Below are 20,809 nucleotides of genomic sequence, written 5' to 3'. Positions count from 1 at the left end.
CTAGACCACACTTGACCTTGATCGCCCCGTCCGGGCGAGGAGCAGACAAGTCAGAGGGGTTGACCGTGACATCAGCCAGTAGCGGCGGCGATGCCTTCGATCTGCTCAAACGCTTCCACGAGCGCCTGGACGTCCACTTCCGTGAACTGTCTGAGCAGCGCCACCAACTCTCGCCCGTCGCTCCCGTCTTCGCACTGGAGCACGACCTTCCTCAAGCCGAGTTCGAGGTGCTTGAGGCGGCGGTGCGCGCAGCGGTCGCCTCCGGTTTCGGCCCGCGCTACCGGCAGTGGTGGCTTCCATTCGTCGTCTACGCCGCCAATGTCGGCTACGACTACGTCGGGGTCGACTACTGGCCGATCTTCGCCCAGCGGACGCCCGGCTGGGACCGCCTCTCAAATATCAACGGGCACCGTAGTCGCCTGCGGGATTGGTTCGTGCGCTTCGCCGATGAGTACGGCGGCGCTCGTCCCACTGGCGCTTTCGCAGACTTCTTCGTCAACATCGCGTGGCCCATCGCCCACGCGGTGCTGCCGGTCTATCTGCAGCGCCAACTCGCTCGACTGCTCTTTGAATTCCGCAGCATCACCGCCGACCAACTGGCCGATCCCGATGCCCTCGGTGCCGCATTGGCTGCCCGCACTCGGGGGTACCCGGAACGCTTCCAGGAGTTCTGCACGATGCACAGCCTGCTCGGGCGGGTGGCGCTGGCCTTGCTCCAGGGCGAGAACGAGGATTCACCGTACCTCGTCCGCTCGACGCTGGAGCGCATCGTCGGCGGGCTCACAAGCGAGCGCCAGGCGAAGGTCTGGCTCTCCAAGGCGCGCCATCGTGCCAGCCAGGTGCGAACCACCGGCTTCAGGGGCAAGGGCGGCGCTCTGACGTCCACCTCGACAGGGACACGCACTCGCACGCTCTCGGACCCACGCCTCTCCATGAAACGGCTCGCCGACGGCTGGCGCTTGTTCGCAGACATCCCCGACCTGACGCCCCTCGCAACGCGCTTGCCTCAGCTCTACGACGAACTCAAGCAACGCCGAGCTCGCATCGCAGGAGTCCCACGGCCCGTGGCGCCGGGTCGGCTCCTATACGCCGGAGAGCAACTGCTCACGGCCCTCCCCGCCGAAGGTCAAGCCTTCATCCAGTTGGAGCGAGCCGACCCCTCCGTCAACGTGCTAGTAGCCAATCAGTGCATGCTCACGCCGGGACCGTGGTGGGTGTTCCGTCGTCGGACGGCCAACCACGCCGTCCAGGTCAAGGGCGCCGTCGTTCGCCCTGGCCAGCGCTACCTGCTGGTTGCGCGTCCCGAAACCCCACCGCCCGCTGTCGCCTGGCTCTCGGAGGTAGAGCTTCGCCTCGAGGGTGCCCGAGGTTACCTGCTCGACCTTCCCGAGCAGATCGGTGATCTGGACGCCTTCGCCTTCACAACGGCTGGCATCTCGGTCATCTCCAGCATCGCCATCCGCCCAGTCGGACTGACGCCGGCCTCGTGGGACGGGGAAGGCCTCGGCGAGTTCCTCGAAGGTGACCCGATCCTGCTCGGCTTACGCGCGGAGCACCCGCCCGAGGCCTGTGTCATCACGATCAATGGCGGGGCGCCGGAACTCTTGCCGTGGCCCGCAGAAACGCCCGAACTCTTCTTTGGCCTCACCGACCTGGTTGCCGGGGTCTACGAGATCACCGTAACCTTGCTGGGCACCGGTGAGGATTCAACCGTCGCATCGGGAGCACTCACGCTCGTCGTCCGCGAACCGCGTGAAGAAGCCGAGAACGCGGGTACCGGTATCCGGATGCTGGCGTCGCCAGCCCGCCCCCTGCTCACCGACCTCTGGGACGGGCGCGCTTCCCTGAGCATCGAGGGGCCGTCCGGGCTCCAGGCCCAGCTCACCGTGACGCTCCGCGGCCCGGGTGGTGAGTCGCTCGCACATCTCCAACGGCCGGTACGGCTTCCCCTGACCGACCAGCAGTGGCGAACCTTCGCCGTCCGGGAACTTCGAGGGTCGGAGCTGGCCGCCGCATACGACGATGCCGAAACCGCCGAGATTGCCGTTAGCCGGGGTGGGGTCGGCTTCGCCACCCTTCAGTGTGAGCGCGGCTTCCGCCCGCTTCGCTGGGTGATCTCCAAAGTCCACGATGGCGGGTACGAAGCGCACCTCATCGACCGGACCGACGCCCAGGCCACCACCGTCACCCTGTTCGAGACCTCGGAACCGCTCGTCGGGCATGCCCAAGTCCCAGACCAGCCGATCGCTAGCCCCCTGAACGGCGGACTGCTGGTGGCCACGTCCGGCGACGTGTCGTCAGCCATCGTCATCCCGCCCGATCCCAACCGACTCTTTGCCCAGGGTGGTGCTCGCCGTCCCTTCGTGCAGATCGGGCCCCGGTCGCTCATCGAGGCCATGCGCCTTATCCGCGGGCATGCACTGTGGGCGGACGCGGAGCTTCCCGCCGACCCGTTCGCCCAGGCACAGCGTGAGCGAGCCCTTCAGGCCATCACAAGTGAGCTGGCGGGCCTCATCGGCGGGAGCCGTTGGGCGCACCAGGAGCGCGGCCAACGTGAGAAGGACATCCTCGATCACCTAGAGGAGATGCAAGCGATCGTCGGCACCGGGGCAGAGCAGCAGATCGGCGACCAGATCGCCGCCAGGCTGTGGCACTGGGCCAACGCCCCCGACGCCCGCGTCCCCGAACTAGCGGGTCTCCTCGATTCCGTCCTGAACGCGAGCGGCATGGGACACCCGGTCACCGCCGTTCGCTTCCTCGAGCGACTGGCCTCGCGGCCCGGCCGTCTTCTCAGGTGGGAAGAGACCAAGCGCCGCCAACTCCTCGAAGGAACCCTACGGAGCCCGGTACTCCTCCGCGCGGTGCGCTTCGCCGTCCTTGGGAGCGACGCACTCCGGCCCGAGCCCCGCGACAGCACGAACGAACGAGGACCCTCGTGAGCATCACCCAACTCTCGGCCGCAAAGATCACCGCGCTCACGCGGACAACGTTGGCGCTCGACGCTGATTCGGGCAGCGCGGCAGATCCCGAGATACTCGCCGCCAGCCTCCGCCGTGCGGCCTCGTTCCTTTGCCCGGTCCCGCCTGCCGACCTGATCGATGCCGTACGCGACGTCTTCGGTCCCCTCTATGAGGGTCAAGCACCGCTGCGCGAGCTCATTGCCATCGAACTGGAGAACCTGCTCGGTATCGGCGACCTGCTCGAACTACGGTCGCCGGGCGTGCGCGCGGGGCGCCTGATCTACCTGGGACCACCGACCTTCGTCGCCCGCCACCCGGGTCACTACCTGCTCCTAGGTGTCCGTGCTGAAGGTCGTCCGCTCGTCGAGGGCGAAGCAGCCGCAGGCATCCAGGTGCACGGGCATGTACGTACGCTCGCACTCCCTGTAGAGAGTGGACCCGCCCTGCTGAAGGAGTTCGGCCTACACGAACTCCGCTCGGATCGCTGGCTCAGGCACCCAGCGGCCATACCGAGCTCGCAGCACCTCAGCAACGTGATGGCGCGACTCGACGTGGCGCTCGCCTCTGGCGCCGTACAGGGGCTGGAGATCCTCGATCCCACCCGTCCGGTCCGCTACTACGCCGGCCGCTGGCGTCAGCTTGAGCCGACAGATACCGGCGACTTCCTTGGCCGCCGGCCGCAGGCCTACGGCGCCGCAGCTTGGTGCTTCGTACGGGTGCACGACGGGCAGCCGACCGCCCTCCTGGACCTTCCCGTCGACACCGGGGCGCTGCCTCGTGACGAGGCGTGGCGCCTACAGGCGGCCATCGATGCCGAACGTCGAGCGCCCCAGGTCTACCGGTTGTCGGCCGAAGAGCATGGGGGCAGCGTGCTTGACCTCTTCAGCCCCATCCCCTCATGGGTGGAGCGCTCTCTCTCGTTCGCTGGGGACCCCCTTGAGCGTCGCCGAGGAGCCCTGCTGTCGTACCGCCTACCGGCCGCCGCAGTTACGTCCGCCGAGCAGTTGCTCACTAACATGCTATGGATGCAGCCTATTGGCCAGGAGGGAACAGCGTGAGCGACGCGGCACCAACCATTGCCAAGACCATCGCGGACATCACGGGCGCGCTCACCGACTACATCGAGGCGACCTACCACGTCGGGCACCCTGCGATCATCGCGCAGCGTCAGGAACTACTCGCCAGCGAAGGCGTTATCACGCAGCCGCCCTTCATCGAGAGCACGCCCCGCTACCGGGCCGATCGCACATTCGCTGACCTCGACCTCGGCGAGGCTGTCCACGGCATGTTCGCCGATCTCGCAGATAGCAGCGACGGCAACACTCCGCTCCTGTTCGACCCGCCGTACACCCACCAGGCCCGAGCGTTGGAAGCAATCGGGCGGGACGGCCGCAACCTCGTGGTCACCACCGGTACCGGTTCCGGAAAGACCGAGACCTTCTTGCTGCCACTGCTCGCCAAGCTCGCTACCGAAGCAGCCGGGCGCCCCGGCTCCTTCGAGACCCCTGCGGTGCGGGCACTTGTGCTCTACCCGATGAACGCACTGGTAAACGACCAGCTTGGCCGTCTCCGCCTCCTGATGGGCGATCCGCGCGTCACCGCACAGTTCCAGACGTGGGCGGGGCGACCGGCCCGCTTTGCGCGCTACACCAGCCGCACCCTCTACCCGGGCGTTCGGTCGGTGAAGAAGGACCAGACGAAGCTCAAATCCATCGAGCACTTCTACATCGACCTGATTGACCAGGCCGCCGGGCCGAGTTCGCCCAAGCAACAACGATCCGCCGGCCTAATTCAGAACCTCAAGAAGCGCGGCAAATGGCCGGCCAAACCGGACCTGATCGGCTGGTACGCCCGTTCCAAGCGGTTCTGGCAGGACAAGAACGGCAGGTTCCAGCGCGCCGTCATGCTGCCCGAGGACCCGGAACTGCTCACCCGCCACGAAGTACTCAACGCCCCGCCGGACATCCTCATCACCAACTACTCGATGTTGGAGTACATGATGATGCGGCCGCTGGAGCGGCCGATCTTCGAGGCGACCCGCGCCTGGCTCCAGGGCAACCCAGAAGAGAAATTCCTCCTCATCATCGACGAGGCCCACCTCTACCGAGGAGCAGCGGGCGCCGAGGTCGCCCTGCTTCTGCGCCGCCTCCGTACCCGACTCGGCATCCCGCCGGAGCGACTGCAGGTCATCTGCACCAGCGCGAGCTTCCAGGACTCGGACTACGCCCGCGAGTTCGCGTCCCAACTCAGCGGTACGGACGTGGCGACCTTCGACACCATCACCGGCGATCCGAAACACCGCGAACCGGCCGCGCCCGGGTCTGCCGCTGACGCGGCGCTGCTCGCAGCGCTCCCCATGAAGGACTTCTACGACGGCACGACGGATGCCGCTCGAGCTGATGCCGTCCAGTCCTTGCTTGACGCTCGCGGCGTGACTCGTCCCGCAACGCTGGATATCAACAAGTTGCTGTTCGAGGCACTCGAGGACTTCGCCCCGCTGGGCGAGTTGGTCAACGTCACGATGGGCCAGGCTCAGCCCGTGACTCAACTCGGCACGATGGTCTTTCCCGATGCCGATCCTGACGTTGCCTCACGAGCGGTCTCGGCGCTCGCCGCGCTCGGCAGTGTTGCGCGTCTGCAGGAGGGCGACGCCGGGCTCCTGCCGTGCCGCGTCCATGCTTTCTTCCGGGGCCTCCCTGGTCTCTGGGCCTGCATGGATCCGGCGTGTGACCTGGTCGACCGCACCGTCATTCCCGAAGGACCGATCGGCAAGCTCTACTCCCAGCCGCGCACCGCCTGCGATTGCGGTGCCCGTGTCTTCGAACTCTTCACCTGCCGCCAGTGCGGTGCCGCCTATGCCCGCGCCTACACCGACAACCTCGTCGATCCCGCCTATCTCTGGCGGGAGCCGGGCAAGGCCCTGCACACAGCGTCCGGCGTCATCCGCCCCCTAGAGCCCCTCGACATCCTGTTGGAGCAGCCGCAACAGGCAAACGTCGAGCCCTTCGTCCTCGACCTCGTCACCGGCAGGCTCAATCCGATGAACGAGAGTGATCGCTGGCGCACCGCCTACCTGGTCACGCCTCGAACCGGGGACGGCTCGGGCGAGGACGACGATGACACCACGGCCAGCGGGCAGTTCACACCCTGTGGTGTCTGCAAGCAGCGCGCCGGATTCGAGTCCTCTGTGCAAGACCACCAGACTGAGGGCGACCAGCCTTTCCTCGCGCTCGTGAGTCGGCAGATCGAGGTACAACCAGCAGGAGAAGCCGAGGAGACCGAGTTTGCACCGCTGCGCGGTCGCAAGGTAATGGTCTTCTCCGACTCCCGGCAGATGGCCGCCCGCCTCGCCCCCAACCTGCAGACCTACTCGATGCGCGACGTCATCCGCCCGCTCGTCCTTCGGGGCTGGAAAGAACTGACCGACAACCCGGCACTCGCCTCAGCGCTCAACCTGGAGCACGTTTTTCTCGCCTCACTCGTCGGGGCGTCCCGCCTGCACGTTCGCCTGCGACCCGAACTCGTAACGGGTGAATCGATGCGCCCGATGACCGAAGTGCGTCGCCTCGTCGATAGCGGAGCGCTCGGCACCGCCCAGGGTGCCCTCAAGCTGATCATGATCCCCAACCAGCCGCCGCAGTCGCTGCTCCGTGCCCTGGTTACGACCCTGACGCACGAGTACTACGCGCTCCCGGCGCTCGGTCTCGCCACCCTGCGTGAGCAGGCCGACCTGACGGACCCCGTCCTTGAGAAGCTTCCGGACATCGCCGGCATCGTGGAGACCAGGGAAGCCAAGATCGCGCTGCTTCGCCTCTGGATCTCCCAATGGCGCAAGCCCGGTATCTGGTTCTCCTCCATGACCGGCGACTGGATCGGCACCAAGGATGGCGTCCGTACGCACAAGGGCAAGTTCGCGCCGATGAACAACTTCCTCGACGCGCTCGGGACAGGCGCTAAGAACACCTTCACCAAGGACTGGCTCCCTGAGCTGATCGACGCCTTCTGCCAGATGTCCGGTGGCAGCTATCAGATCCTGGCGAGCAATCTCGCGCTGGAACCCGGGGGCGAGTGGGCCTACTGCGACCGCTGCCGCTTCACCCAGCGCCGCTTCCCAGGTACCACCGTCTGTGTTGCCTGTCTCGGCGACACGGCCCGCCCCATCGACCCACTGACCGACGACGTCTTCAAGGCTCGCAAGGGCTACTACCGGGCCAGTTCGCTGCGCGCCCTCCAGGATCCCCCAATCCTCCCGCTCAGCATCATCGCCGCGGAACACACAGCCCAACTCAACTCGTCGCAAACCGAGGACGTCTTCTCCAAGGCCGAGCGCAACGAACTCCTCTTTCAAGATATCGATATCACGGTGCCCGGTCCCGGCGAGGCGCCTGAAGCTGCAATCGATGTGCTGTCATCGACCACCACGATGGAGGTTGGTATCGACATCGGGTCGCTGTCGGGTGTAGCGCTGCGCAACATGCCGCCCTCACGCGCCAACTACCAACAGCGCGCCGGCCGAGCCGGACGTCGCGGCAACGCCATAGCCACCGTCTTGGCCTTCGGCAGCTCCGACACTCACGATGACCAGTATTTCCGGGATCCGACCGCCATGATTGCGGGCGAGGTCGACGATCCAAAGCTCACGATGGACAACGACGAGATCGCTCGTCGCCATGTCACGGCCTATCTGCTCCAGCGCTACCACCAGGACCGTCTCCCGGATATCGACCCAGCGACCCTCCCGCCGAACCTCTTCGAGGTGCTCGGCACCGTCGGGGCGTTCCTCGACTCCGAGTCGCCGCTCAACCTGACCAACTTCCAATCCTGGCTCACCGACAAGCAAGCGACGCTACGCGCCGACATCGATAGCTGGCTCCCAACCGAGATCGGGGGCGCGGTCCGAACGACGCTGCTCGATGACCTCATCCCCGACACCATGAGCGCCCTGCGCGAAGCCCTAGACGTCTTTGACGCACCGCCTACGTCCGAGGCGGAGAATCCTGAAGAGGACGCCCCTGGTGAGGCCGACTCCGATGCCGAGGCTGAAGCCGAGGAGACAGAGACGACCGAACCGCCCGCCGAAGACGGCACCACGCCGAGTGCCCAGCGCAGCACTACAAACCTGCTCGATCGCTTGCTCTACAAAGGCGTCCTGCCGCGTTACGCGTTCCCGACCGACGTCGTCTCGTTCCACATCTTCGATGACGAGCGATCGACCCGCTTCCGGCCTCAATTCCGCTTCGAGCCCAGCCAGGGTCTCCCGGTTGCGCTAACGCAGTACGCTCCTGGCAAGACCGTGTGGGTCGCCAACAAGGAGTGGATCTCCGGTGCGATCTACTCGCCCATGCGCGGGGAACTCGGCGAGGCCTGGGACGCCAAGAAGCTCTACTTCGAGTGCCAGGAGTGCGGCTACGCCGTCCACGTGGAGCACGACACAGCTGATAAGGGCGACGTGCAGGACTGCCCGGCCTGCAAAGCGGTCGAGAAGTTCGGACCTGCCATGAACTGGATACGACCGCCTGGATTCGCCCATCGCAGCAAGACACCCGCCGGCACCAGCCCCGACGACTCACCGGCGATCTCCTACGCGACCCGCGCCAAGTTACTCGCTGCCGGCCCGCTCGACGACGCCGTGTGGGAACCGGTCACCCCCCGGCTTATCCAGACGTACAACCGCGGTCGGCTCCTCGTGACAAACACCGGCCCCGAGGGCGAGGGCTACAGCATGTGTGTGCGCTGCGGCCTCGTTGAGCCAACCGCCACCGTCTCGCCTTTGGTCGCGGGCACGCACCCCAAGCCCTACCCGGACGATCGGTACCGGAACTGCGACGGCGGGCGCGCCACCCACGGACTGGTGCTCGGCACGGACTTCATCTCAGATGTTCTGCTGCTCCGTCTCCGAGTCGATGACCCGGTGACGCTCCGTCCCTCCTACTTGGCGACGCAGGTGGCCCTCCGCACCCTTGCGGAGGCGTTCACGATTGCGGCGGCACTTCGGCTGGGAATCGAGGCGAGCGAACTCGACGCCGAGTTCCGTCCAGCCCTCACATCGGCAGGCGGCCACGGTCGGGAAGCGGAGATCTACCTCTACGACACCCTGCCGGGCGGCGCGGGCTTCACGCGCCGCGTCAGCGAACTCGGAATCGAGGCCTACGAAGCGGCGCTCAAACTGCTCGATGGCTGCCCCGATCAGTGTGACGAGTCCTGCTATCGCTGCCTGCGCAGCTTCCGCAACCGCTTCGATCACAGCTCGATGGATCGCCAGGTCGGCGCCAGCTTGCTGCGCTACCTCCTCTACGACAAGATCCCCGAACTTGACCAGACCCGCCTCGACAGTTCTACCGACCGCCTCTATGAGGACCTGCGACTCCTCGGGGAGACCGATGTCGACTTCGAACGAGCCGTTCCTGTCTCGCTTCCCGGCATCGGAACGGTGACGGCACCCATCTTGGCGACCAAGGGCGGGCGGCACTTCATCGTCGGTGTCTCCGGTCCGTTGACGCCGAACTTGGCCCCAAACCCGGCCCTCCAGGACGCCAAAGAGAACCAGGTGGGCGTGCCCGTGCGCCTGGTCGATGACCTGATCATCCGTCGAAACCTTCCCCACGCCAGCCAGTCGGTTCTGGATCTGCTGCGATGAGTGGGCCGGCGGCTCGATTCGAGACGGCCATCGAAGGCGTCTGGGGCACCTGGCCCGCGGCACCGAAGTATTGGAGTTATAGCTCGCTGAAGGACATCGAGGCGTGCCCTCGCCGCTGGATGCTGTCCCGCGCCCGTTACCCGGACCTCTGGACGCGCGCCGGCTATCCGGAGATCCCCGGACAGGCGGCACTCTTCGGTGACGTCGTCCACGAGGCGCTGGAGGTAGTCGTCCAGGCGCTATCGACAGCGGGCTGCACGTCGACTCATGCCGCCGAAGCGGTCGCTGTCATCCGCGGCCTTGGCGGCCTGTCCACAGTGCTGAAGAGGGTGATCAACGACAAGGTGGACGCCCTCATGGACAACCCGCGCATTGATGACACCGCCCGCGAGGAACTGCGCCAGAGGCTCGTCGACCGGCTCGGCGACGCAACCAACCGCGTGCAGGTCTTCTTGAGCCGTGGGCAGTTGCCCGCGTGGGCGGGCCAGTCCGACGTGACAACGAGCGAAGAGGCTGGTCATAAGTACACCGGAGCGCCTCACCGTCCTGCTATCGGCCCGGGGGCGTGGCCAGAGGTCGATTTAGTTGCCGAGAACCTCCGGTTCTGGGGACGCATTGATCTCGTCTTGGTGGACGGGACCGAGGTAACCATCACCGACTACAAGACAGGGCAGGAGGATCCCTCCCACGACGACCAAGTCCGGCTCTATGCGCTCCTGTGGGACCTGGACGAGCAGCGCAACCCAGGCCGCCTTCCCGCCGCCAACCTGGTGGTCTCATACCTGGCCCGCGACCACCCCGTGCCGCCCTTAACCGAGTCCGGCCTAAGGACGCTGGAGTCGGCCACCAGTGCGCGCATCGCGGCCGCGGACAGCGAGACGAACTCTGCGTCCCCCCAAGCGAAACCGGGACCCGAGACCTGCCCCTACTGCCAGGTGCGACACCTTTGCGAGGACTACTGGACCAGCGAAGCCGCTGACCCGGCGAGCGTCACCGCTGGCGCGTGGTTCGACCTCGAAGGCACCGTCACCGCACAGCAGGGGATCAAGAGCTGGCGCATCGAATCTGAGGCCGGCGTCTACCCGCCGCTCCTGCTGAGGACGCCCGCACCCTCTGTCTCGCTGCCGCTCGGTGCCCGCATCCGCCTACTTGGGGTGCGTAAGGTCACTGACCCAGACGACCCAAGCGCCCTCATCGGCGCCCTTACCAGCACCTCCGAGATCTACGTGGTAAACCCGACCTAGCGTCCGCCACTGGCCGCGGTTCGGCCGTGGCCAGACTCCACGCTGAGAAGCTCGTCGTCGGTTGGCGCAGGCACCCGAGCGCCGTGGCGAACTGGTCGCGTCAGGCGATGCGTCCGCATTGCCTCGCGAACACGCTCCTGGTCGGCTCGCCGAGATCCCCAGCGCTGCCACCACCAGCTAGCCACAGTCTGTCCCTCGTCACTCGGCACAGGATCAAGTAGGTATCTCGGCTCCCGCTCGATGCCGAGCGCGTACTCCCGCAAGTTCTCAACGAGCGGAACGCCGTACAGGATGCGCTCGCGCCCATGCTTCAGCAGTTCGTTGGTCGGCCAGCCGAGGACGGCCAGACCCAAGCGGACCTTGCGCAACCGTGGGCTCACCCCCTCGCCGAACAAGCTATTGACGCGAGTGCTCGAGCCCTCCACCTCAGACAACCGCACCAGCGCCTCGACCGTGTCAACGGAGAAGTGCGACGTCCCGAACGAGCGCGAGCGGCCGAGCTCATAGAAGCCGATCTTCACTCCCTGCTCGCCGCCCATCACGTTGGCTGGCCAAAACAGACGGTTGTACTGGCTCGAGCCAGTGCCGTAGAGGGAGGTCGTTCCGACGAAGGCCAGCCGTGCCTCGCGGGTGATCGGGCGGCCGGCCATGCTCGATGCGATCTCGCTCGGGCGGGCGTACTTCTTCTCGTAGGCAGCGAGCACCGGCGGTGACACCGCCAGCGCGCCGACCAACTTGCCTGCAGCCAGCGCGCTGTATGGCGCGACCGCACCGCAGACCGTGAGATCGGCTATAACCGTCCCGACTCGTTCGCCGCGTGCCCGACGCACCACTCGGCCAATCTGCGTCCGCGCTCTTGTGTCGTCCAGCGCACGGCGCAAGCCCGCGATCGTCGGGTTCGGCGACAGGTAATTGCCCAACCTGAGCTGGATCTCTAGCGTCTCGGCGAGCGCCGCCGCACGCTTGCTGCGGAAGAGGTGAGTCTCGGCTCGTTCTACCCAGGTGTCGCGCAAGCTGTCTCGGACCTCCCGAACAGGGCTGCCCCGATGATGCTTGGCCCGATGACGCTCCGCGTCAGCCCGAAGGCGGGCTACCACGTCTGTTGTCGGCCGCTCAAGGTCGCGCGGCTGCAGCACCCCATCACGCAGGAGATCCTCGACGTAGATATCGCTCTTCTGCACCTTAATGCGGCGCGCCAACCAGCGGGCAACCTCGATAGTCGGGCACTCGCGCACCGACGCCACGAACTGGTTCGTGTCCCACTCAATCCAGTGGTCGCGTTCGGCGATCTGCACGATCGGGCTGGAGATGGCGGCGAGGCCGATCACGGCGTGGTACTCGGTAGCTGCGTCTCGAACAAGCATGGGCATCGAACGCCCTGGCACCGTCTGATAGGCGTTCGACCAGGTGTGCCGGAAGTAGCGCCAGATGTCGTGGAGCCTGAAGCCCGTAAGCTCGCAGACCGAGGTGCCGTCCACCACCTGCACATAGGGCTGGATCGCCGTTCCATCGACGTCGGCCGCGAGCGTGTTAGCGAGTTCGCGCCCGTCACGCATCAGGTTGAAGATCGAGATCAGCTTGTTGCCGTGTTGATGCGTCCGCTCCATGCCGTCGATGAAGCGACGCACGCTCGGCTTGCCAAGTTGCTGGTCGCGGCGCAGCAGTTCTTGGCGCCGGATCCTGTCCTTCTCCAAGGCGCGGTCATCGCGTGCCTCCGGTGGGGCGACCAACGTGCCCAGCGTGTCCATCTCGACCGACCATCCCTGGTCGACCAGGTCAATGAGGGTATGGGCCGCCGCAGCAAGGCGTGGCCGGTTGTAGAGGTTGCCGAGGCCAGCCGCAGCAATCCAGTGGCCGTGCTCCAGCGGAGCCTCGGGGTCGAGGTATGCCCGGTTCAGGAGTTCACACAGCCGGCGGAAGCCCTGCCGCTCGGACTTCGTAGAGCCCGCGGGAAGGGACAGCGGCAGGTACTTCGGGTCGGCCTGTGCTCGCTCAGTGTCCGTCATACCTTCTGCAACATCCGTCCATACGTGGCGCTCCATGTCTGCAGCAGTTCGTCACACGGCTGACCCGCGCGCTCCATCTGTGCAGCGCTCCGTGCGAAGGATAGAAGAAACAGTTCGAGCGCCGTCCGGAGCCTGGTACCGGCCTCGCCCTCCAGACCGTGCAGCGGCTCGTACAGCGCCGCGAACGCCGGGTGATCGACGTTGAGCGTCAGGGCCAGCGTCCGCGACCGCAGCGCTTGCCGGAACATGGCGTCGATCGGCAGCGGCTCGGACTGCAGCCGGTAGCGCAGCGCCCCACCCCCGCCGCGCGAGCCGATGACCGGCAGGTCGCGGTCGGCGGACGACGCGATCTGGCAAGACGCCTCGGCTGCGGCCTGGAATTTCACTTCCTCGAAGGCTTGCCGGACACGGGCGTTGAGCAGACGCGCCACCGACTCCAGTTCCGGCTCCAGCGCGTCCTTCAAGGTCTGCGACGGCCGGATGCCCTGCTTGTTGATGGTGATACCGAAGTGCTCATCGAGGATGGGATCGAACTCGATCTCGCAACGCCACCAGTCGTCGTAGTTCTCCTTGCGCTTGCCACCCATCAGGTGCCAGCCGCTGGCGATCTCGCGTCTGGCCCGCAGGATCGACACGCCGCCCTGGCCGACAATGCCGACCCGCCGCTTGGTGACGTTGTCCAGGTGGTGCCAGGCATGCACCGGCAGCATGCTGAAGCGAACCGTGACGGTCGCCGCGTCGCCGCTCGCCGTCTCCAGTTCGTACGCGAGCGGCTCGAAGGCCAGCGTCGCCCGCCCGTCCTCGACCGTGGCGTCGAGCAGCATCGGGTCGAATGGTACGACTTTCGCCCCGTTGATCGTCACCGTGACGCCATCTCGAAGGAACCGCCGGTACATGCGACCTAAGTCGCGGTGGATTGCCCGGTCCAGCCACGCCAGCCGCCGATACTCGATCCGGTCGCACTGCAACCAGCGAACGCGCGTCCCCGACGCGCCCCGGCTAGCGCCCACCCGACGCGCCGTGAGGGATGCGCTCCGACCCTGGGTGATGGCATCCACGTCGAGCGCGACCTGGTACTCGCTCCGGCTCCGCCACGACGTGACCTCGACCCGCCGCGCTTGGCTCAGGCTGGCAGCAGGGAGCCCCATGCCAAACCGCCCGAACGAATGCCGCGTGTCGAAGCGCGACGACCCGCCGAAGCGCAAGCACGCCTCTAGTTCGCTCCGGGTCATGCCGATGCCGTTGTCCGTGACGGTGATGGTCGGAAGCCCGTTCGCCTCCTCACGCTTGATGGTGATAGCGACCTCCGTCGCTTCGGCTTGGAGCGCGTTGTCCACGAGTTCGGCGAGAGCGGTCGAGAGGCTGAGGTAACCGGACTCTCGAACCGCCCTGATGAAGTTGGACGAGACCACGAGGTCGTCGACCTTCTGTCCCGACTGAGCCATGCCTACACCTCCCCGACCCGTGGTTGTGATGGCGTCAGAGTAGCTGCTCACGAGCGGGCTGTCAGCAACGCGCCCGCTGCCTGGACACCGCGCTAGGACCCCGCCGTCAGCGCCACGGTGATTCGCTTCGTCTTCGCCGGTTCGGTCAGGTCGAGGCCGGCACCGCCCTCCAGAAGTAGGCGGACGGTCGGCATCGGCACGCCAGGAGAGTGTCGGAACGGCTCGGCAGCCTTCAGCCAGACAAGCTTGCCGACGCGCTGCAGATCCACCGTGACCGTGACAGCAATGGTCTGCAGTCGAAGGATGCGACCTGCTACCTCGATCGCCGACACGACCTCGCCGACGACGGCATCCGGCGGCGGAGCGAGGGACTTCAAGCTGTTGATCCCGAGAACCTGAAAACCGGTGATCTTCTCTCCCACCAGGCGGGTGAGGAGGTCGCGGATCTCTTCCTCGGATTGCACGGTTGCCACACCACCATTCTTCCGTAAGCCGCCAGCGGCGTAGTCACGCCTCCCAATGGTCCGGGTAAGCCAGCACTATAGGTACGCTCTGAAGAGGTCGGTGGGGCGCCAGATCTCCAAACCGAGTGGCTCCATCGCCTCCCGGTCCGTCCAGAGGCTACGCACGTCCGTGGTCAGGATGGCTGCTGTCGGTCGTCTGACTCGATCCATTGTCAGTCGTCTGACTCGATCAGCCAGGCGTCGTCTGACTGAACCTGCCAGTCAGTTTCCCGAACTGGTCATCGACAGTGAGCGATCGTCGCTCAGATCACTAGAACATGCTTTCGAATGTGTGACATCCTGGCGTCATGGTTGCGGTTCAATGTGCGCGAGGGCTCGGGCGATGCGGATTGGTCGGTCTGGGACAACGCGGCGAACGGCAGCCGGGGAGCGGGCCTGTCCGAACAGGCTGCGCACCGGGTCGCGGCGGACCTTGAGCTGCAGTACGACGTGTACGGGCCGCGGTCACCGGACCATGTCCGGCGCGTCGACCCGCCCGTGCCGGTGGAGAGGGCCTGGCAGCCGGCCGGGTTCCTGGACGCCTGGATCTTCGAGCACGGAACCTGGCTGGGACGGGTCAAGGGGAAAGATGACAAGGTCTCCTGGATTCCGCAGGCCGATCTGCGTCGTGCCGAGCAGTTCTGATGGCTACCGCCGACCGGGGACCGGTCATCCGGCTCCAGGGCGGTCCCAACGACAAGTGGCAGTACTACGAGCAGGACTTCCTCGAGTGCATCCGCGCCGCGAAACGGATGCATCGCACCGTCGGCGACCCGGCTGGCTGGCCACTGTCGTACGAGCGCCCGGTGTCCGGGCTCATCTGGGTATGGCGGGAGGGGAAGAACTGTCACCCGATCCCGATTGACTGACCTGAGTCTTACTGCGTCGACCCTGACCGGTACCGGGTGTGGGTGCACGAGGGACCGGAGGCAACTGGCCCGATCACCCCCGGCGCGACCGTGGCTGTGACGAGCTGGGCGGTGTACTCGCTGCCGCCCCGGCACTTGGAGGCGGTCTTGGCGCACGAGCTGGCTCACCATCTGGCGATGCCGAGGGCGCTGTCGCTGCTGCTGTACTGGCTGGCTCTGCCTGCCCGGCTGATGGGCCGGGGGATCGCGTTTTGTTTGCGGCATCAGGTGTTGTCGATCCTGGCCAAGATCGTCATCGGGTTCTTGCTGCTCGGGGTGCTCGGGGTGTGGCTCTTCCTCGGGTTCTCGCACTACATCGTGTTCATGCTGTCGCCGTTCCTCGCGCCGTTCGTCGCGCCGTGGGCGGCCCGTACACAAGAGAAGCTGGCCGATCGGATCGTCGTGGATCTCGGGTACGGCGTGTTCCTGGCGGAGGTCTTCACCGGCCGGGAGTTTCAACGGGCGCAGGCATCGCAGAACGCGCCTCGGCCGGGTCTGAAGGGCGATCAGCCGCTTGATTCGGCCCGGCTGCGGGCTTTGGAGCGTCTACTCAAATCGGCCCCGCAGACCGGCCACCAGGCGCCCCACTACAGCTAGGAAGGTGCTGGAATTGGGAGACGTGAAAGGTGAGCCTGAGGTTGTTCTCGCGCGGCAGATCGACAAGGCCTCGGCCGAGCTTGCCGGGTCGATGTCGGAGCTGGTGCGGCCGGAACTCGCCTGGTGGTTGTTGTTGCGCTTAGCCTCCGCGGCCACGGCTCAGATCCACGTGCTCAGCCTGGTTGCGAGCGGGTTGCGCCGGATGACTCAGTTGCCTCAAGACCGCTTCGTAGACCCGAGCGAGGACCCGGACGACGTGATCGACCGGGTGGCCGGCCACCTGACCCGGGCAGAAGATCTCATTCAACGTGCCGTGATTGCACTACACGTGGCGCGTACGGAGGTCGAGGAACTGCAGACGCTGCCGCGGCGGGGCGCCCGTGGACAGAGTCTCCGCTAGAAAGTGTCCGTGCCCGGTGGGATCGTGTTGTGGCATGAAGCTGATGGGCCGGGATCTCGACCGCATCCGACGGGAACACCTGCGCGGCGTGAAGGTGACGGAGTTCGCTCATCTGTGGTGGCAGGCCGAGCAGCGCAGCGATGCGTTGCGTGGTGAAGACCAGGTCGATTGGTACCTGGTCGGGGTGCTCGCGGCGTGCCGGTGGATTGCTAACGCGTGGATTCCGTACGACGGCCCGATCGACGGCCGCAACGGTGAGATGGCCAAGACGCCGCTGACCCTGAAGAGTGCGGGGGTCATCGAGGAGCTCATCGAGGAAGAGACGATGTACGCTGAGCGGCTGGTCGGGCGGTGGGAGTGGCCGGGTCGCCCGGGTTACGTGGAGGGAGTCGCCGCGACGTTCGCCTGGACGTGGCGACGCTCGGGTCTACCGCCGATCCAGGTTGAGCAAGCGCACGCGATCTGACCACAGCGGTTGGCATCGAGAAGGGGCCTCAGGAGAACCATTGAGTGGCCTTTCCTGAGGCCCCTTCTGCGGCCTGAGGCAGGTCTAGGCGTTGCGTTGGCGGGGGTGTCGTTCGCCGGCGGTGAGTCCTGAAGTGATGGTCCGGTCGGCTTCGTTGCGGGGTAGACCGATGCGGTCGGCGGCTGAGACGAGTTCGTCGCGGATGGCTCCTTCGTCTAGGAGGTGAGCGCCGACGAGTTGGCCCAGTGCGAACGCGGCGCGGTTGAGGGAGTCGTTGCGCTGTCCTGGTACGGCGGCGAGGACTTTGTCGAGTTCCCCGGTGAGCGCGGCGAGCGTGTAGGCGCTCGCATTCCTTCGGTCGGTCGCGCTCCTCGGTGTGGGATCTGGCTGCGGGGTGAGGGCGGCGGCGACCCAGCGAGGGAGGGACGCGGGTCGGCGGATCACGTCGGCCCGGTACCGCTGTCCACGGATGACCGATCCGGCGCCGACGACGTACCCGCCGTTTCCTCGGGTGTCGATCTTCCAGCCAAGTCGCCCGGCGGTGTTGCCGAGTTCCGTGCCGTCGGGTTGCCGGTAGTACAGGTGTTGTCCTCCGCTGGGGGTGCTGACGGTCCAGGTCCGGGGCATGGCCTGGCCCGCGTCGTCGGCGAGCTGGTCGAGCACGTCGCGCCCGCATGTCGCACCCCGGGAGTCCCATGGCTCGGGCACCGCTTCGCCGTCCTTGGGCTGGTCCAGATCGATCACCAGGAGCCCGGACGCGCCGGTGGCGACGCCGATGTTGTAAGGGGCTTCGCGCCACCAGCGCGTGATCTGCTCGGCGTCGGTGGTGGCGTTGTGTGGCCAGTCCTCGATCGCTGGGGTCTTGGAGCATGGCCGGAGGGGGAACACCGCCAGTCCCCGGGCGGCGTGCCAGTGGGCCGCCCTCGCGAGCCGGTCGGGTCCGGTACCTCGAGCCCCAGACCGCTTGGTCCTCGCCCTCGGGTTCGTTGTGGTGTTCACGGTTCGATCTCCTCGTGGCTGGGGTGCACGCGCTCACCGGGTACGCGGCGCTTAGGCGGCTGGTCGCCGCGGGGGCGGACTTCGAGGTAGACGCGGACACCGAACGATCCTCGGTTCGGGTAGGCGCGGTCGCCGCCGGCCACCTCGAATCCTTCGCTCAGGTGCGCGACCAGCTCGTTGATCTCGTCGGGTTCTCCGGACAGCCGAACCTTGATGGTCACTGCTCCACCTCACTGCGAGTTTTGACGGCGGTCGCGCGCTGGCTGCTTCGATGAGGTGAGGACGTACAGCGTCGATCCAGGCGAGGAACTCGTCGGCTGGCCAGCGGCCCTCGTCTATCTCAACGTCGATGCCATCGGTGACGCAGACGACCGGGAAGCCGGGCGAGAACACTCTCGCGTCGTCGGTGTAGCGTCGGGCCTCGATGAACAGGCCACGGTTGCCGGGCCAGTCTCCGCCGCGCTGGTGGTCGAAGCGCCGAGTCTGAACCACGATCGGCGGCAGCTCAACCAGGGACGGGTCGCGGGGCTCGTCGGGGCTCGGGGGTACTACCAGCATCATGGATCTCCTTGTGTGGTTGACGGTTACGTGTCAATGGCCGGGTGGCCGAGGGGCCGGACCTGCGGCGGCGAGGTCCGGCCGACTGCGGCCCGGTCAGGCAGCGTTCAGGTCGGTGAGGTCGTGTCCGAGGGATTCGGCGACGGCGGCGATCAGGTCGCGTGCGGCGGGTGGGGTGACGGCGTTGCCGAGCTGGCGGACCTTCTCCCGTTTGTTGCCCAGCACCACGTATCCGGGCGTGAAGGCCATCCCGGCGGCGACTTCGTGCGGCTCCAGCATCCGGAACAGGCAGTCCTCCACCGCGATGGTTTGCGGTTCCAGCAGCGACTGATGTCCGGCGGTGGTGAGGGTGCGCAGCGTCTCGGTCGCTGGGGTGCACATCTCCGCGCCGGTGTAGCGCGATCCGTTGTTCCGCATGATCAGCGCGTACCGGTCCCTGGTGGTGAACGTGCCGTGCGGTGCGGTTGTCGGTCGGCTGGTGGCGTTGCCGTAGTAGGGCATGAGCAGCGCGTGGTGGTTGCCGTTGGCGGCGAACGTGTCGAACGGCTCCGATACCTGCTTGGTGGTGTTGTTGTTGCGCAGCGGCACGACCAGCGCTTCGGACTCTCGCGTGGTGCGGGTCCGCATTACCTCGCTCAGCGGTGTCGCGGTCTCGTTCCAGGTGCCACCGGCAGGGACCAGGAGTCCGGTCTCGTTGCGAGTGGTCATGGTTCGCATCGGCTCCGAGATGGGGGCGGCGGTTTTGCCGTCGCGACCCTCGACCGGCAGTAGCAGCTCGGGCCGCACGTAGCGGGCGAGACCCGCACGGATGCGCTGCATCGTCTTGTCTGCCAGCGGCCGGGTACGATCCCCGATCCGCTCCCCCACCAGCGACCAGTCGATCGCGGCAGCGGCCGGGAGCCAGCCCGGCTCGACGGTTTGGTTGCGGCAGGCAACATTCGGGCAGCGCCACACGTACTGGGCCCGGTACCGGCCCCAGGTCCGCTCGGGCTTCTTCCATGCCTGCATCGCCCGCACCATCTGGTCACACGCGGCGCAGTACGCCATCGGCCGAGTCCACCGGTTCAGGTCCGGGCAGGTCGTCGTGCGCAGGTGTGCGACGACGTAGAGCCGGTCCCTGGATTGCGGCGCCGGCAGCCCGCTCGCCTGGGCGTGCATCGAGTTCAGGTAGACCACGTGCGTGCAGTAGCCCAGCGCGTCGAGCCCTGAGCGCCAGGCCGGCCACAGCACCCACAGCGCTGCGTCGACGACGTTCTCCACCACGATCGCGGCGTACCTGTGGTGTTCGGCGAACCGGACCACGTCCCACATCGTCGCCCGGGACCGCTCGGCTGCCTCGTCCGGCAGGGTGTCGCCGAACAGGTCCGGCATCGCGTCCACGTTGCGCTTGCGGCCCTTGGCCTGGGAATGGTTGGTGCACTCTGGCGACGCCCACAGCATGTCGGTGCGCGGGTAGCGGCCCGGGTCGACCTGGGACAGGTCCGCGCAGTCGTGGTCCGTGCTCGGGTGGTTGCTGTTGTGCGTCTCGACCGCGAGCTTCCAGTGGTTCGCGGCCATCCGGACCGTCACACCGGGCACCTGGACAGCGCCGGTGCTCGATCCACCGGCACCGCAGAACAGATCAGTTACGGTCAACGTCATCGGTTCAGCTCCTTCCAAAAATTTGGTGCGGGGAGCGCCGTGGGTGCGTGGTCCTTCACCACGACGCTCCCCGTGCCGGTGGGTTAGTTGGCGGTCTTGGCGGTCTGGGCCGACTTCAGGGAGTTGTCGATGTGGTCGATCAGCTGCCAGTCGGCGTGGTCGGGGTCGATGCCGACGAACGTGCGGCCGCACGAGCACACGCACACGACCTGGCCGTTGCGGATCGGTTGCGGAGCCGGAGTCACATCACGGTGGTCGGGCCACCCGATGTCGCTGCCTGCGGCAGCCGGTCCGGTGATCGGCGGGGTGAGGAGGTACTTCTGGTTCGTCACGGTGGTCTCCTTGCGACTGGTCCGTTTTGCCCGCTGGTGGGCTTGTGTGGCGGCAGCCCCGTCCTTTGGGGCCTGCCGGCTACTGCCGCCTACCGGACCGGCTAGAGGCTCCG

16 protein-coding genes are annotated in these 20,809 nt (G+C 66.6%); 9 read left to right on the top strand and 7 right to left on the bottom strand.

What is annotated here, in order from left to right; genetic code table 11:
* The first annotated feature begins 65 nt into the window (after positions 1-65).
* From AB0F43_RS11010 to AB0F43_RS10995, 4 genes are read left to right on the top strand one after another with little or no spacing between them, the layout of a single operon-like run.
* Entirely contained in the window at positions 66-2,939 is a 2,874-nt protein-coding gene (locus tag AB0F43_RS11010) for a hypothetical protein (RefSeq protein ID WP_360473735.1), read from the top strand.
* Positions 2,936-4,018, top strand: coding sequence for a hypothetical protein (locus AB0F43_RS11005; RefSeq protein WP_360473733.1), 1,083 nt, complete (start codon positions 2,936-2,938; stop codon positions 4,016-4,018). Before AB0F43_RS11010 ends, AB0F43_RS11005 begins: the two co-directional genes overlap by 4 nt.
* Positions 4,015-9,597, top strand: a complete 5,583-nt coding sequence (locus AB0F43_RS11000) for a DEAD/DEAH box helicase (protein WP_360473731.1) — start codon at positions 4,015-4,017, stop codon at positions 9,595-9,597. Before AB0F43_RS11005 ends, AB0F43_RS11000 begins: the two co-directional genes overlap by 4 nt.
* Complete coding sequence (locus AB0F43_RS10995) at positions 9,594-10,841, top strand: PD-(D/E)XK nuclease family protein (protein ID WP_360473729.1); 1,248 nt, start codon at positions 9,594-9,596, stop codon at positions 10,839-10,841. Before AB0F43_RS11000 ends, AB0F43_RS10995 begins: the two co-directional genes overlap by 4 nt.
* Here the strand turns inward: AB0F43_RS10995 and AB0F43_RS10990 are convergent.
* The 3 genes from AB0F43_RS10990 to AB0F43_RS10980 all read right to left on the bottom strand — a co-directional run bounded on the left by AB0F43_RS10990 (position 10,838) and on the right by AB0F43_RS10980 (position 14,765).
* Entirely contained in the window at positions 10,838-12,847 is a 2,010-nt protein-coding gene (locus AB0F43_RS10990) for a Druantia anti-phage system protein DruA (RefSeq protein WP_360473727.1), read from the bottom strand. The two genes, AB0F43_RS10995 and AB0F43_RS10990, sit on opposite strands and share 4 nt — an antisense overlap.
* Positions 12,844-14,292 (bottom strand): ATP-binding protein, encoded by a 1,449-nt coding sequence (locus tag AB0F43_RS10985; protein ID WP_360473725.1) that lies wholly within the window; start codon positions 14,290-14,292, stop codon positions 12,844-12,846. Before AB0F43_RS10985 ends, AB0F43_RS10990 begins: the two co-directional genes overlap by 4 nt.
* 92 nt (positions 14,293-14,384) lie before the next feature.
* Positions 14,385-14,765, bottom strand: a complete 381-nt coding sequence (locus tag AB0F43_RS10980) for a hypothetical protein (RefSeq protein ID WP_360473723.1) — start codon at positions 14,763-14,765, stop codon at positions 14,385-14,387.
* Between the two features lie 318 nt (positions 14,766-15,083).
* Between AB0F43_RS10980 and AB0F43_RS10975 the strand changes: the two genes are divergently transcribed.
* Genes AB0F43_RS10975 through AB0F43_RS10955 form a run of 5 tightly spaced genes read left to right on the top strand, consistent with a single transcriptional unit; the run spans position 15,084 to position 17,166 of the window.
* A complete protein-coding gene (locus AB0F43_RS10975; protein ID WP_360473721.1) occupies positions 15,084-15,440 on the top strand; it encodes a hypothetical protein in 357 nt (118 codons plus the stop codon).
* A complete protein-coding gene (locus AB0F43_RS10970) occupies positions 15,440-15,664 on the top strand; it encodes a hypothetical protein (RefSeq protein WP_360473719.1) in 225 nt (74 codons plus the stop codon). Before AB0F43_RS10975 ends, AB0F43_RS10970 begins: the two co-directional genes overlap by 1 nt.
* Positions 15,665-15,706: 42 nt before the next feature.
* Entirely contained in the window at positions 15,707-16,300 is a 594-nt protein-coding gene (locus AB0F43_RS10965; protein WP_360473717.1) for a M48 family metalloprotease, read from the top strand.
* Positions 16,301-16,304: 4 nt separating this feature from the next.
* Positions 16,305-16,700 (top strand): hypothetical protein, encoded by a 396-nt coding sequence (locus AB0F43_RS10960; RefSeq protein WP_360473715.1) that lies wholly within the window; start codon positions 16,305-16,307, stop codon positions 16,698-16,700.
* Positions 16,701-16,734: 34 nt separating this feature from the next.
* Positions 16,735-17,166: a hypothetical protein gene (locus tag AB0F43_RS10955; protein WP_360473713.1), complete on the top strand. Its 432-nt coding sequence runs from the start codon at positions 16,735-16,737 to the stop codon at positions 17,164-17,166.
* A gap of 84 nt (positions 17,167-17,250) precedes the next feature.
* Here the strand turns inward: AB0F43_RS10955 and AB0F43_RS10950 are convergent, their stop codons facing one another.
* The 4 genes from AB0F43_RS10950 to AB0F43_RS10935 form a co-directional block, all read right to left on the bottom strand.
* Positions 17,251-18,165 carry a bifunctional DNA primase/polymerase gene (locus AB0F43_RS10950; protein ID WP_360473711.1) on the bottom strand — a complete coding sequence of 305 codons (915 nt, stop codon included), beginning with the start codon at positions 18,163-18,165 and terminating at the stop codon, positions 17,251-17,253.
* Positions 18,162-18,386, bottom strand: a complete 225-nt coding sequence (locus AB0F43_RS10945) for a DUF3970 family protein (RefSeq protein WP_360473709.1) — start codon at positions 18,384-18,386, stop codon at positions 18,162-18,164. The genes AB0F43_RS10950 and AB0F43_RS10945 overlap by 4 nt, the downstream gene beginning before the upstream one ends.
* A gap of 433 nt (positions 18,387-18,819) precedes the next feature.
* Positions 18,820-20,364: a DNA cytosine methyltransferase gene (locus tag AB0F43_RS10940; RefSeq protein ID WP_360473707.1), complete on the bottom strand. Its 1,545-nt coding sequence runs from the start codon at positions 20,362-20,364 to the stop codon at positions 18,820-18,822.
* An 83-nt stretch (positions 20,365-20,447) separates the two neighbouring features.
* Complete coding sequence (locus AB0F43_RS10935) at positions 20,448-20,696, bottom strand: hypothetical protein (RefSeq protein ID WP_360473705.1); 249 nt, start codon at positions 20,694-20,696, stop codon at positions 20,448-20,450.
* Positions 20,697-20,809: the final 113 nt, after the last annotated feature.

The organism is Kribbella sp. NPDC023972 (assembly GCF_040639075.1).
GTDB lineage: Bacteria > Actinomycetota > Actinomycetes > Propionibacteriales > Kribbellaceae > Kribbella.
This window is presented reverse-complemented; position numbering and strand designations above follow the sequence as displayed.

Coding starts and splice junctions, on each gene's coding strand:
- AB0F43_RS10995 (WP_360473729.1), top strand. CDS start 9,594: ATGAGTGGGCCGGCGGCTCGATTCGAGACGGCCATCGAAGGCGTCTGG.
- AB0F43_RS10990 (WP_360473727.1), bottom strand. CDS start 12,847: ATGACGGACACTGAGCGAGCACAGGCCGACCCGAAGTACCTGCCGCTG.
- AB0F43_RS10985 (WP_360473725.1), bottom strand. CDS start 14,292: ATGGCTCAGTCGGGACAGAAGGTCGACGACCTCGTGGTCTCGTCCAAC.
- AB0F43_RS10975 (WP_360473721.1), top strand. CDS start 15,084: ATGTGTGACATCCTGGCGTCATGGTTGCGGTTCAATGTGCGCGAGGGC.
- AB0F43_RS10970 (WP_360473719.1), top strand. CDS start 15,440: ATGGCTACCGCCGACCGGGGACCGGTCATCCGGCTCCAGGGCGGTCCC.
- AB0F43_RS10955 (WP_360473713.1), top strand. CDS start 16,735: ATGAAGCTGATGGGCCGGGATCTCGACCGCATCCGACGGGAACACCTG.
- AB0F43_RS10940 (WP_360473707.1), bottom strand. CDS start 20,364: ATGACGTTGACCGTAACTGATCTGTTCTGCGGTGCCGGTGGATCGAGC.